The organism is Microbacterium sp. H6 (assembly GCF_003314775.1).
In the GTDB taxonomy this organism is placed as follows: domain Bacteria; phylum Actinomycetota; class Actinomycetes; order Actinomycetales; family Microbacteriaceae; genus Microbacterium; species Microbacterium oxydans.
Genome location: NZ_QOAY01000035.1, coordinates 67121 through 78836 on the forward strand (window position 1 = coordinate 67121; position 11716 = coordinate 78836).

At 68.7% G+C, this 11716-nt stretch carries 11 protein-coding genes; 7 read left to right on the plus strand and 4 right to left on the minus strand.

What is annotated here, in order from left to right:
- Nucleotides 1-33: 33 nt before the first annotated feature.
- From DSP71_RS02600 to DSP71_RS02615, 4 genes are read left to right on the plus strand one after another with little or no spacing between them, the layout of a single operon-like run.
- Nucleotides 34-858, plus strand: coding sequence for a carbohydrate ABC transporter permease (locus tag DSP71_RS02600; RefSeq protein ID WP_258546226.1), 825 nt, complete (start codon nt 34-36; stop codon nt 856-858).
- On the plus strand, nt 855-1799 hold the full coding sequence (locus tag DSP71_RS02605) for a carbohydrate ABC transporter permease (protein WP_113680294.1): 945 nt from the start codon (nt 855-857) through the stop codon (nt 1797-1799). The genes DSP71_RS02600 and DSP71_RS02605 overlap by 4 nt, the downstream gene beginning before the upstream one ends.
- The gene (locus DSP71_RS02610; RefSeq protein ID WP_113680295.1) at nt 1799-3433 is read left to right on the plus strand and encodes an amylo-alpha-1,6-glucosidase; all 1635 of its coding nucleotides are present in this window, start codon (nt 1799-1801) and stop codon (nt 3431-3433) included. Before DSP71_RS02605 ends, DSP71_RS02610 begins: the two co-directional genes overlap by 1 nt.
- A 48-nt stretch (nt 3434-3481) precedes the next feature.
- Entirely contained in the window at nt 3482-3991 is a 510-nt protein-coding gene (locus DSP71_RS02615) for a GNAT family N-acetyltransferase (RefSeq protein ID WP_113680296.1), read from the plus strand.
- A 38-nt stretch (nt 3992-4029) separates the two neighbouring features.
- Here DSP71_RS02615 and DSP71_RS02620 read toward each other — a convergent pair whose 3' ends face one another.
- The 4 genes from DSP71_RS02620 to DSP71_RS02635 all read right to left on the minus strand — a co-directional run bounded on the left by DSP71_RS02620 (nt 4030) and on the right by DSP71_RS02635 (nt 6407).
- Complete coding sequence (locus DSP71_RS02620; RefSeq protein WP_113680297.1) at nt 4030-4302, minus strand: DUF6510 family protein; 273 nt, start codon at nt 4300-4302, stop codon at nt 4030-4032.
- Entirely contained in the window at nt 4302-5027 is a 726-nt protein-coding gene (locus DSP71_RS02625) for a ferredoxin reductase (protein WP_113680298.1), read from the minus strand. Before DSP71_RS02625 ends, DSP71_RS02620 begins: the two co-directional genes overlap by 1 nt.
- On the minus strand, nt 5024-5617 hold the full coding sequence (locus tag DSP71_RS02630; RefSeq protein WP_113680299.1) for a sulfite oxidase-like oxidoreductase: 594 nt from the start codon (nt 5615-5617) through the stop codon (nt 5024-5026). Before DSP71_RS02630 ends, DSP71_RS02625 begins: the two co-directional genes overlap by 4 nt.
- 133 nt (nt 5618-5750) lie before the next feature.
- Entirely contained in the window at nt 5751-6407 is a 657-nt protein-coding gene (locus DSP71_RS02635) for a GntR family transcriptional regulator (RefSeq protein WP_046746915.1), read from the minus strand.
- Nucleotides 6408-6535: 128 nt separating this feature from the next.
- On the opposite strand from DSP71_RS02635, the gene DSP71_RS02640 reads away from it, so the two are divergent.
- Genes DSP71_RS02640 through gcvPB form a run of 3 tightly spaced genes read left to right on the plus strand, consistent with a single transcriptional unit; the run spans nt 6536 to nt 11615 of the window.
- On the plus strand, nt 6536-8656 hold the full coding sequence (locus DSP71_RS02640; protein WP_218867850.1) for a beta-galactosidase: 2121 nt from the start codon (nt 6536-6538) through the stop codon (nt 8654-8656).
- Nucleotides 8653-10032 (plus strand): aminomethyl-transferring glycine dehydrogenase subunit GcvPA, encoded by a 1380-nt coding sequence (gene gcvPA, locus DSP71_RS02645; RefSeq protein WP_113680300.1) that lies wholly within the window; start codon nt 8653-8655, stop codon nt 10030-10032. Before DSP71_RS02640 ends, gcvPA begins: the two co-directional genes overlap by 4 nt.
- Nucleotides 10029-11615 (plus strand): aminomethyl-transferring glycine dehydrogenase subunit GcvPB, encoded by a 1587-nt coding sequence (gene gcvPB / locus DSP71_RS02650; RefSeq protein ID WP_113680301.1) that lies wholly within the window; start codon nt 10029-10031, stop codon nt 11613-11615. The genes gcvPA and gcvPB overlap by 4 nt, the downstream gene beginning before the upstream one ends.
- Nucleotides 11616-11716 lie beyond the last annotated feature (101 nt).

Consider the following 11716-nt stretch of genomic DNA (forward strand, 5'->3'; position numbering starts at 1 on the left):
GGGTACGTCTTCGTCGGCCCGCAGCTGATCGGCATGGGCCTGTTCGTCGTCCTGCCGTTCGCCGCCAGCCTGGTGCTGGCGTTCGCCGACTGGGACGGTCTGTCCGACCTCACGTGGGTGGGGTTCGCGAACTTCGCCGACCAGTTGACGGATCCGCTGCTGTGGCGAGCGATCATCAACACGCTCATCATCGCGATCGTCACGGTCCCCATCGGTCTCGGCCTCTCGGTGATCGTCGCGGTCGCGCTCGAGAAGCTCAAGACGCGCACGCTCTACCTGATCCTGTTCTTCGCCCCGGTCGTGACCTCGACGGTTGCCGTGGCGATGATCTGGCAGCAGATGTTCCGCTCCGACGGCCTGCTCTCCACGACGATCTCGAAGGTCTTCGGGGTCACCCCTCCCGACTGGCTGCAGGATCCGAAGCTCGCCCTCCTGGCCGTCTGCATCGTCACGATCTGGTCGTCGATGGGGCTCAACGTCGTGATCTTCCTCGCCGGGCTGCAGAACATCTCGCCCTCGGTGATCGAGGCCGCGCGCATCGACGGCGCCGGCCCCTGGCGGTTGTTCACCAGCATCCGTCTGCCGCTGCTCTCGCCGATCGTGTTCTTCTCGTCGGTCGTCGCGTTCATCTCCTCCCTGCAGACATTCGACACGGTCTACGTGCTCGTGCAGGACGCGGGCCCCGACAACGCGACCCGCACGATCGTCTACCACATCTTCGATCTGGGCTTCGGGCGGTTCGAGTTCGGTCCCTCCAGTGCCGCGAGCATCATCCTGCTCGTGCTGACCCTCGTCATCACCGCGGTGCAGTTCGGCGCGCAGAAGAAGTTCGTCCACTACGAGGATGACCCCGCATGAGCATCCAGACGCCTCCCCTCACCGGCCACGCTCCGGCGACCGACTCCACCGTCGCGATCACCGCGCCCGGCTACCGTTCGCGTGGCCGTGGTGGTCCTGCCGCCGATCGCGCGCGCCGCCGGCTCGGTTCGACCGCGTTGCACGTCGTGCTCGTCATCGCCGGGATCGCGATGGTGTTCCCGTTCATCTGGATGCTGCTGACCTCGTTCAAGACGCTGCCGCAGCTGCTGAAGAACCCCCTGCAGTTCCTGCCAGACCCCTGGACCTTCGACAACTACACCGAGGCGTGGAACGCGGTGCCGTTCGGGCAGGCCTACCTGAACAGCGCCTACATCGCGATCCTCGTGGTGGTGGGCACCCTGCTCACGGCCTCGATGGCCGGCTACGCGTTCGCGCGCATCCGATTCCGCGGCAGCAAGGTGCTCTTCATCGTCTTCCTGGCGACGCAGATGATCCCGAAGCAGGTGACGCTGATCCCGTTCTACCTGCTGATGTCGAACCTCGGCTGGGTCGACTCGCATCTCGCGCTGATCGTGCCGGGGATCATGGCGAACCCGTTCGCGGTGTTCCTGATGCGTCAGTTCGTGCTGGCGCTGCCGCGCGAACTCGAAGAGGCGGCCATCGTCGACGGCGCCGGCCGCTGGCGCATCTTCTGGAGCGTCGTGCTCCCGAACCTCAAGCCCGGTCTCGCAGCCCTCAGCATCATCGTGGCGCTCGACGTGTGGAATGCCTTCCTGTTCCCGCTGGTGCTGCTGAACTCGCCCGACCTGTTCACGGTGCCGCTGCTGCTGAACGCGTTCGAGAGCCAGCAGGGGTCGGTCAACTACGGACTCGTGATGGCGGCCTCCGCGATCGCCACCGTGCCGATGCTGATCGTGTTCGTGATCGGCCAGCGCAAGATCCTCAACAGCATGGCCGCGTCGGGTCTCGGAGGACGATGATGACGGATGCCGCAGCGCTCGCCGGGCGTCACCTCGACCTCGTCACCGCCCCCTTCACGCTGCCCCGCTCGCGGGTGCTCGTGTTTCGCGCGGAACACGGGGAGGGCGTGCGCGTGCACACCTCGGAGTACGAGAGGCGGCTGTCGGAGTGCCGGGTGCTGGACGCGCTCGTTGTGGTGGATGCCGCGGGAGCGGTGCTTCCGGTGACCGACGTGCACCCGGCGCGGGTGACGTTCGGTGATGCGGCGGCGACGCTGACGTTCGCCGACCCGTCGACGCTGAGCCTCGGGGGAGAACCCGGGTTGCGGGTGCGGTTGCGGCGACCGGACGGGCGTGTGGATGAGCATCCGCTCGGTGACGGGCTTCGACTCCGCATCGATGCCGATCGTGCCGTCGTCGTCGAGCCCGGCGACCATGCTGCCGCGCTCGCCGCGACGGAGGAGATCTGGGCCGACTGGTTCGCGAAGTGCCCGACCGTCCGCGACGACCTGCAGGAGATGACCGCGTTCTGCTGGTGGGTGCTCGGGGCGAACGTCGTCGAGCTGCCCTCTCTCGGCGACGCCAGGGCGATCGTCCCGTCGAAGATCGGATATGTCGGCCTGTGGCAGTGGGATGCGTACTTCATCGCCGTCGGGTTGCGACACGGCGACCCGGAGCTCGCGCGCGAACAGCTCGACCTCGCCTTCCGGTTCGCCCAGTCAGACGGGCAGCTGCCCGACGTGGTGCACGAGCTCGGGGTGCTGGCCACCAGCGATGACCTGCCCGAGAGTGACCGCGCCAACCTGCGTCGCGCCGGCTCGCAGATCGCCGATCCGAGTGCCCCGGTGCCGCTGACGAAGCCGCCGCTCGCCGCCTGGGTGCTGCGCAAGGTGCTCGAGGCCGAGGACGCCCCCGACTACGCGAGGACGCAGCTGGCGCGCATCGTCCGCTCGCAGGACTGGTGGTTCGCGGGAAGCGACCTCGACCACGACGGGATGCCCGAGTACGGTCACCCGTACTCCTCCGGCCTCGACGACAGCCCGATCTTCGACGGTCCGTTGCCGACCGCGGCCCCCGACCTCGGGGCGTACCTCGTGCGCCAGGATCGGGAACTCGCGTCGCTGCTGGAGAGGTACGAGCCGGATGCCGACGTCTCGCGGTTCCGCGAGCGGGCCGAGGCCACGCAGGAGCTGCTGCTGCGCATGTGGGATCCCGAGCGTGCTCGCTTCCTCGCGTTCGGCGGAGGGGAGGTGCAGCTCAGCGACACCGTCGTCGGGTTGATGCCGCTGCTCACGGGCACGCTGCCGACGTCGATCGCCGAGGCGTTGCGCGCAGCCGTCGACGACCCCGAACGCTTCCGCCTGCCCTGGGGTCTGCCCACGGTCGCGGCCTCTGACCCGGACTTCTCGGACGAGCGCATGTGGCGTGGCCCGGTGTGGGTCAACACGAGCACGCTCATCGCGGAAGGGCTCGAGGCTTCGGGCTACGCCGAGCGGGCGCGGGAGCTGCGGGAGCAGACCGTGGCGCTCGTGATCCACGGCGGTGGTCCGCACGAGTACTTCAACCCGCGCACAGGTCAGAAGGCGCGCACGGCCACCACCGCGTTCGGCTGGTCGGCTGCGCTCTTCATCGACCTCGCCGTGCAGCTCAGCTGAGCGCCTTCGGCGTCGTTCCGCCACGCCGGGGCCTGGTTAGCTGTTGTGATGCACGAACCGCGCACGATCACGCTCGAAGACCCGCGCTCGCCGGAAGGTCGAGGGATCCTGGAGTCCTTCTTCGCGGAAGTCATCGGGCGGTACTGGGATCGGCCGGCCACGGCGGCGGAGGTGGAGCAGGAGATGGAGAGCGACCCGAGCGACGACCTCCGGGATGACACCGGGTTCCTGCTCGTCGTTCGAGACGGCGCGCAGGCGGTCGGCTGCGGAGGCGTTCGATTCGTCGGACCGGGAGCAGGCGAGATCACGCGGGTGTACATCGCCCCCGCCGCGCGCGGGCGTGGTGTCGGCCGCTCCCTGATCCGCGAACTCGAATCGATGAGTGCCGAGCGCGGCCTGCACACTCTCCGGCTGACCGTGCGCCGCGACCTCGCCGAGGCACACCGGCTCTACCAGCGACTCGGATATGAACCGGTCGCGCCCTTCTCCGACTCGCCCTACGCCCACCACCAGTTGGCGAAGAAGCTGGATGCGCCGTCCCCGTCGGGAGATCGATGACGGGCTCCCGTCATCGGGAGCGGGGTGCCCCGGGGGTGCTAACCGGAGGAGTGGACCGCGTGCAACAGTCCGACGCGCATCGACGTGCCGTCGGAGGACTGCAGCACGGTGAAGAGCGTGCGGGTGCACGTGCGGCACCGCACGATGGCGGCGTGACGATCGAGCTCGACCACGGTCTCGGCGAGGGGCGCGAGCGCGCCGCAACCGCCGCAGGTGCCGACCAGCGCGGTGACGTCGGCGCCGAAGAGGTCCCAGAGCATGCCGGCGATCGCGTTTCCGTCGACGGTCTGTGCGGGGGCGGCAGCATCCATCACTTTCCTCCGAATCGTTCGGTGCGCACACGTTCCGGCGCATGCCCGAGGCCGACGAGCAGGTCGGCCACATGTTCGACGAACCCGGTGGGCCCGCACACGAAGACCAGGGGAGCGCGTTCCGCTGGCCAGGTGGCATCTCGGAGCACCTCTTCGGTGACGCGTCCGACAGCGCCCGCCCATCCGTCAGGAGCAGAACGGGTGAACGCCCATCGCACATCGGCTGCCGCCCCTGCGGGTGCTGCCTCGAGCTCACTGCGGTAGAGGGCGTCGTGCGGAGCCCGCACCGAGTAGAGCAACCTCACCGAGTCGGTCGCCCCCGCGGCCTGCGCCGCCCGCACCATCGACATCAGCGGCACGATGCCGGATCCCCCGGCGATGAGCTGCACGGGACCGGGGATTTCCGGACGCCACACGAAGTATCTCCCCAGCGGGCCCTTCACCTCGAGCTCATCGCCGACGCGGACGTCCCGCACCAGATAGGGGGAGACCTCCCCGTCGGGGATCTCGTCGACCGCGAGTTCGATCGTCTCGCCGTCACCGAAGGAGGCGAGCGAGTAGGAGCGGACCGCCTGGTAGCCGTCTTCGGCGGTGAGCCGGATATCGACGTGCTGTCCCGGGTCGCTCCCCGGCCAGCCCGGCACGCTGAGGCTGATCGTGCGGGCCGAATCCGTCTCCGCGTGCGCGCCCGTCACCCGCGCCTCACGCCAGCCGCCGACCGTCACCAATAGCGTTCCTCCGTCCACGGATCGCCGTGCATGTTGTAGCCGTTCTGCTCCCAGAAGCCCGGGGCGTCCTCCTCCATCAGGGTGAGTGCCCTGAGCCACTTCGCGCTCTTCCAGAAATAGAGGTGCGGCACGATCAGCCGAGCGGGGCCGCCGTGCTCCGGGGCGAGCGGCTCACCCTCGAACTCGAATGCGATCCAAGACTGCCCGCCCAGCAGATCGTCGAGGGGGATGTTCGTCGTGTATCCGCCGTAGGAATGGGCCATCGCGAAGGAGGCGGCGGTGTCGATCCCCTCGAAGAGCGTGTCGAGAGAGACTCCGCGCCAGGAGGTGCCGAGCTTCGACCATCGCGTCACGCAGTGGATATCGGTGTGCACGTCTTCGATGGGCAGCTCGTGCAGTTGATCCCACGTCCAGGAGACGACCTCGCCGGCCTCGTTGCGGATGCCGAAGCTCCACTCCGACATGTGGATGTTCGGTGTCGGCCCGGCGGAGAGCACGGGGAAGTCCTCGGTGAGGTACTGCCCTGGCGGGAGTTCCGGGGTGCTCTCCCTGCGTCGAGCACCGAAACCTCGGGAAATCACGGCCATGATCTTGCTCCTGTCGGTGGATGCGACCCTGCGCGTCAGGCGTAGTGGTTCAGACGGTACTCCGCGGAGGGTGCCCAGGGCGAGGAAGAGTCGCGTCCGGATGGGAACGGAAGGACGTGCGGGTGGAGCAGGACTACGCCGTGAAGTAAGAGCTCGTGGCGTTGTCGAGGATGCGCTGCATGCCGTGCATCCAGTTGAGCTTGAGCGCTTCGACGGCGCCGGGGACGTCGCCGTCGGCGAGGTGCCGGGCGATCTCGGCGTGCTCGGCAGCGACGCGTTCGACCTTGACGTCTTCGGGCACGAGGAGCGACTCGTAGCGGTGGAATGAGCTGCGCACGTTGTCGATGACGGCGAGCAGGCGGGCGTTGGGGCAGGCCGACAGCATCATGCTGTGCCACTCGTCGTCCTTGGTGATGACGAGCTGATGCTCGACGAGCTCGTCGGCGAAGGCGTCGGCCATCTCCTTGAGCTGCGCGCCGATGCGACGCAGCTCGTCGGGCGGACTCAGCTCGAGTGCGAGGCTCTCGAGGGCCGCCATCACAGGGGCGAGGTCGCGGAACTCCGAGGCGCTGAGCGGGACGAAGCGGAAGCCCTTGCCGTTCTCGCTCTCTATCTGTCCTTCGGATTCGAGGGCGATGAGCGCCTCGCGGAGCGGGGTGCGGCTGACGCCGAGTTCGGTGGCGAGCTGCACCTCGTTGATGCCCTCGCCGGGCTGTACGAGTCCGGCGCGCATGCGGGTCAGCAGCTCCTGCCGAACCTGCGAGCGCAGGTTCTTGCGTTCGATCGCCATGCATCCCCTCTTCTGCCGCCTGCCCGTCAGCCTATGGGTTGACGGGCCTCTGACGACGTCTTAGTGTGTGTATACAGAATACAGCCGATCCCGGATTTGCACCAGTGCCCGGTCGGGATCAGCCGGTGATGACTCAGAGAGGAGACTTCGTGCCCGCACCCGGTGGCGACCAGCCCACCCGACGCGTCCGCCTCGACGCCCTCGCCTACGGCGGCGACTACAACCCCGATCAGTGGTCGGAAGAGACCTGGCACGAAGACATCCGTCTGATGCGTGAAGCCGGCGTGAACATGGTGAGCCTGCCGATCTTCAGCTGGCCCCAGCTGGAGCCGGAGCCCGGCATCTTCGACTGGGCCTGGCTCGATCGCATCATCGACCTGCTGTGGGAGGCGGGCATCGCGATCGACCTCGCCACCGCCACCGCGACTCCGCCGTCGTGGCTGCTGCGCGCGCACCCCGAGATGGCGCCGTGGGACGCCGACGGCCACCGGCTCGAGTTCGGATCCCGCCAGACCTACTGCCCCTCATCCCCGATCTGGCGCGAGAACGTCGCCCGTATGGCCAGAGCCATGGCCGAGCGCTACGGCGAGCACCCGGGGCTCGCGATGTGGCACATCTCGAACGAATACGGCGACCACACTTCGCGCTGCTGGTGCCCCGAGTCGGCCCGCCACTTCCGCCGCTGGCTGCAGAACCGCTACGGCGACCTCGACGGGCTGAACGAGGCCTGGGGCGTGAACGTATGGGGTCAGCGCTACACCTCGTGGGAGCACATCGAGACGCCGAAGAAGGCTCCGGGCCCGGTCAACCCCACCAAGCTGCTCGACTTCGAGCGCTTCTCGTCGGATGCGCTGCTCGAGCTGTTCCAGGTGGAGATCGACGTGCTGCGCGAGGTCACACCCGACATCGCGGTGACCACGAACTTCATGAGCATGTTCCGCGATCTGAACTATTGGGACTTCGCCGCCGTCGAAGACGTCGTGACCGATGACGCCTACCCCGAGCCGGCCGACCCGACCTCGCACGTCGGCGCCGCGCTCAACTACGGGCTGATGCGCTCGCTCAAGGACGGGCAGCCGTGGCTGCTGCTGGAGTCGTCCGCGAGCGCCACGAGCTGGCGCGACGTGAACGTGCCCAAGGCTCCTGGCAAGATCCGCGTCGAGAGCCTGCAGGCCGTCGCCCACGGCTCCGACGCCGTGATGTTCTTCCAGTGGCGTCAGGCGAAGTACGGCCAGGAGAAGTTCCACTCCTCGATGCTCGGCCACAGAGGCGAGCGTTCGCGCAGCTTCCAGGAGACCAAGGCGCTGGGCAATGAGCTCAAGAAGCTCGAGCCGGTGCGTGGGACCCGCGTGCGCTCGCGTGTCGCCCTCGTCGTGGACTGGGACTCGTGGTGGGGCACCGGCGCTGCGGAATCGCTGCCCTCGCAGCGGTTGCAGTGGGCACAGCAGGCCCGCGCCTGGCACCGGGCGCTGTACACGCTCGGCCAGCCGGTGGATGCGGTGCGTGCGACGGGACCGTTCGACCGCTACGACGTGGTCGTGGTGCCGAACCTCTACATCGTGGAGCAGCCGCAGGCCGAGGCGCTGCAGGCGTTCGTCGAACGCGGAGGGCACCTCGTGGTCGGGCCGTTCTCGGGAGTGGTGGATGCCACCGAGAAGGTGCACGACGGCGGAGCGCCAGGACTGCTGCGCGACCTGCTCGGCATCGAGGTCGACGAGCAGTGGCCGATCGCCGACGGGCTGACCGAGAGCATCGACTTCGCGGGCGAGCTCCTGACGGTGCCCTCCTGGAGCGAATGGCTCGAAGCGGATGACGACGTCGAGGCGCGTGCCACGTATGCGAGTGGTGAGCTCGACGGCCTGCCGGCGGTGACCCGTCGCGCGGCGGGGGAAGGGTCGGCCTGGTATGTCAGTGCGATGTTCGAACCGGACGGTCTGCTCACGGTGTTCCGCGACGTGCTGCGCACTGCCGGCCTTCCCGCTCGCGAGCGGACGGACGTCGACGTCGAAGTCGTCACCCGAGCAGACGACGCCACCGACTACACGTTCTATCTGAATCACGGGCGCTCGCCCGTCGCGTTCGAGATCCCGTCGCCGGGCGTTGACCTGCTCACCGGCGTGCGTCATGCGGGCCGTCTGGAGCTCGAACGCTTCGGCGTGGCGGTGCTCGCCGCTCCCCGCGCCGACACCCTCTCTCTTGCCACCCTGACCCCGCCTTCGGGCGCTGATGATGTGAAGGAGGACGCATGACCACTCCGTTCGTGCATCCGTACATCCCCAACACCGCCCCCGAGTCGAGGGCGGCGATGCTCGCGGCCGTCGGCGCCGCGTCGGTCGACGAGTTCTACGCCGATGTGCCGGCGTCGCTGCGACTCGGCCGGGCGCTCGATCTGCCGGCACCGTTCGCGGCCGAGCAGGACCTCGCCCGTCACGTGCGCGGACTGCTCGCCAGGAACCGCTCGACCGAGGAACGACTGAGCTTCCTCGGCGCGGGCACCTACAACCACTACGTGCCCGCCGTGGTGGATGAGGTCATCGGCCGCAGCGAGTTCCTGACCGCCTATGCCGGCGAACCCTACGAGGACCACGGCCGCTTCCAGGCCCTGTTCCAGTACCAGTCGCTGATGGCGGAGCTGTTGGAGATGGACGTCGTGAACGTGCCGGTCTACGACGGCTACCAGGCGACGGCGACCGGTCTCACGATGTCGGGGCGTCTCACCGGCCGCGTGCGCGTGCTGGTCGTCAGTGACGTGCTGCCGGCGAAGCTCGCGAAGGTGCACGACTACGTGCGGGCCCACCTGACGCTCGAGCACGTGCCGCCCGTGAACGGCACGGCGGACGTGGAGGGGATCAGGACCGCACTCGGCGACGATGTCGCCGCCGTGTGGGTCGAGACGCCCAGCGCCACCGGCGCAGTGGAGGCGGCGCTGCAGGAGATCGCGGATGTTGCGCACGCTGCCGGCGCCGTGCTCGTGGTCGGCACCGATCCCATCGGCTACGGGGTGCTCACCCCGCCCTCGGTCTCCGGTGCCGACATCGTCACCGGAGACATCCAGTCCCTCGGCCTGCATCAGTGGTTCGGCGGAGCCCACGGTGGCTTCATCGCCGTGCACGACGACCCCGCTTTCGTGATGGAGATGCCCTCGCGCCTGTTCGGGCTCACCACCACCGACGTGCCCGGCGAGTACGGCTTCGGCGACGTGGCCTACGACCGCACCTCGTTCGCACACCGCGAGGAGGGGAAGGAATGGGTCGGCACGGCCGCGGCCCTGTGGGGGATCGCCGCCGGTGTCTACCTGGCCCTCATGGGTCCCACCGGCATGGCAGAGCTCGGCGAGGTGCTGCTCGCCCGCACCCGGTACGCGCAGCAGGCCCTCTCCGCTGTTCCCGGTGTCTCTCTCGATGACGACGCCGTGCATCTGCGCGAATTCACGGTGACCCTTCCGGTGCCAGCGGCGGAGGTCGTCACGGCGCTCCGCGCCCGGGGCATCGAACCCGGCGTGGTCGTGGGCGAGCACCGCCTGCTCGTCTGCGTCACCGAACTGGTCTCCCAATCCGACATCGACGTCCTGGCCGGCGCGCTCGCCGCAGTCGTCGCCCCCGAACTCGCAGAGGAGCAGAAGTGAGCCTCCCCGTCGCGCCCAAGCCGGCGCTCCGCCGATTCCAGCAGGCCCGCTGGGACGAGCCGATCATCTTCGAGCTGACCACACCAGGTGAACGCGGCGTGCTGGTGTCGCAGGTCGAGCCGGGCGTGCGCGAGGCGGTGGGCGATGTGGTCGCCGCGCTGCCGGCTTCCCTGCGCCGCGCCGCGAAGCCGAAGCTGCCCGAGATGGGGCAGATGCGCGTGCTCAAGCACTACCTGCGTCTGTCGCAGGAGAACCTCGGTGCCGATTTCAACGTCGACATCGGACAGGGCACCTGCACCATGAAGTACGCCCCGAAGATCAACGACCAGCTCGCGAACACCCCGCAGCTCACCGCGATGCATCCGCACCAGGATCCGGCCGATGCGCAGGGCGTGCTCGAGATCGTCTGGCAGTTGGAACGGGTGCTCGCCGAGATCTCCGGCATGGACGAGGTGTCGCTGCACACGCAGGGCGGCTCGGCGGCGATCTGGTCGAACATCGCCATGATCCGGGCCTTCCATGAGGCGAACGGCGAAGGCGAGCAGCGCCGCGAGGTCATCACCACGATCTTCAGCCACCCCTCGAACGCGGCCGCGGCGAAGGCGGCAGGCTATGAGGTCATCACGGTCTACCCCGACTCCGAGGGCTATCCGTCGCTCGACGCGCTCAAGGCCGCGTTGTCGCCCCGCACCGCGGCGATCATGGTCACGAACCCGGAGGACACCGGCATCTACAATCCGGCGATCCGGGAGTGGGTCGACGCCGCGCACGCGGTCGGAGCCCTCGCCTCGTACGACCAGGCCAACGCGAACGGCATCCTCGGGGTCACGCGCGCCCGCGACGCCGGCTTCGACGTGTGCCACTTCAACCTGCACAAGACCTTCGGCACCCCACACGGCAGCGGTGGACCGGGATCCGGTGCGAACGCCGTGAGCGCGGCACTGGCTCCGTTCCTGCCGGGACCGCGCGTGGTGCGCGACGATGACGGGACCTTCGGGGTGGTCGAGGCGGGAGAGCTGTCGATCGGCGCGGTCGGCCCGTTCTTCGGCGTCATCCCCGCGCTCGTGAAGGCCTACTCCTGGATCATGGCACTGGGGGCTCCGGGGCTGCTCGCCGCCGCGGAGACCGCCGTGCTGAACAACAACTACCTGATGGCTCGTGTGCTCGCGATCCCCGGGGCCTCGGCGCCGTACGCCACCGGACGCCGCCGCATCGAGCAGGTGCGCTACTCGTGGGAGGAGCTGTACCAGGAGACCGGCATCTCGTCGGAGGAGATCGGCGTGCGGATGTCCGACTTCGGGATGCACTACTGGACGAGTCACCACCCCTACGTGGTGCCGCAGCCGTTCACGCTGGAGCCCACCGAGTCGTACTCCATGGCGGAGCTCGATGAGTATGCGGCGACCCTCGCCGAGGTGGCACGTGAGGCGCGGGAGACCCCCGAGGTGGTGCGCACCGCCCCGCACAACCAGACCGTGCACCACACGCACCATGACGATCTGGACGACCCGGAGCGGTGGGCGATCACCTGGCGCGCATACCAGCGGAAGTACGCGGTGGAGCTGGCCGCACTGGCGGACTGACCGCGATGCTCGGACTCGTCGTCAACTCTGTCGCCGGAGTCGGAGGGCCCGCGGGGCTCGCCGGCTCCGACGGTGCGGACGTGCAGCGCCTCGCCCTCGCG

Coding starts and splice junctions, on each gene's coding strand:
- DSP71_RS02600 (WP_258546226.1), top strand. CDS start 34: ATGGGCCTGTTCGTCGTCCTGCCGTTCGCCGCCAGCCTGGTGCTGGCG.
- DSP71_RS02605 (WP_113680294.1), top strand. CDS start 855: ATGAGCATCCAGACGCCTCCCCTCACCGGCCACGCTCCGGCGACCGAC.
- DSP71_RS02610 (WP_113680295.1), top strand. CDS start 1,799: ATGACGGATGCCGCAGCGCTCGCCGGGCGTCACCTCGACCTCGTCACC.
- DSP71_RS02615 (WP_113680296.1), top strand. CDS start 3,482: ATGCACGAACCGCGCACGATCACGCTCGAAGACCCGCGCTCGCCGGAA.
- DSP71_RS02620 (WP_113680297.1), bottom strand. CDS start 4,302: ATGGATGCTGCCGCCCCCGCACAGACCGTCGACGGAAACGCGATCGCC.
- DSP71_RS02630 (WP_113680299.1), bottom strand. CDS start 5,617: ATGGCCGTGATTTCCCGAGGTTTCGGTGCTCGACGCAGGGAGAGCACC.
- DSP71_RS02635 (WP_046746915.1), bottom strand. CDS start 6,407: ATGGCGATCGAACGCAAGAACCTGCGCTCGCAGGTTCGGCAGGAGCTG.
- DSP71_RS02640 (WP_218867850.1), top strand. CDS start 6,536: ATGACTCAGAGAGGAGACTTCGTGCCCGCACCCGGTGGCGACCAGCCC.
- gcvPA (WP_113680300.1), top strand. CDS start 8,653: ATGACCACTCCGTTCGTGCATCCGTACATCCCCAACACCGCCCCCGAG.